Origin of the sequence: Dolichospermum circinale AWQC131C, assembly GCF_000426905.1 — a bacterium.
Lineage (GTDB): Bacteria > Cyanobacteriota > Cyanobacteriia > Cyanobacteriales > Nostocaceae > Dolichospermum > Dolichospermum circinale.
The window spans coordinates 357-624 of the sequence record NZ_KE384602.1; the positions used below are offsets into that span (position 1 = coordinate 357).

Here is a 268-nt window from a genome sequence, read left to right on the forward strand (position 1 = left end):
ACGACCAGCTTTAAATAGAAGTAAATACAGTATGGAAAGTTATAGAAATGCTGTTAAAACCTATCGCAATGCTGAAAATAAGGAGCAAAAACGGGAAATGAAAAAATTGATTGCTGATATTAAGGGTAATTTTAAAATAACTTTAGGATTAAGTGATGTCAATAAGACTAAATTAAGAAGGTTAGAGGGTGAGGTTGAGAATTTTAAGAATCAAACTTTTTTGATTCCAGAAACTGAAGCTGAAAGAACGAAGCGGGAGAAAAAAATT

1 protein-coding gene is annotated in these 268 nt (G+C 31.0%); it reads left to right on the forward strand.

Annotated features, from left to right (window positions below):
• Positions 1–31: 31 nt before the first annotated feature.
• Positions 32–268, forward strand: a 237-nt coding sequence (locus ACIR131C_RS25990; protein WP_035371665.1) for a hypothetical protein, incomplete at its 3' end; no start/stop codon positions are given.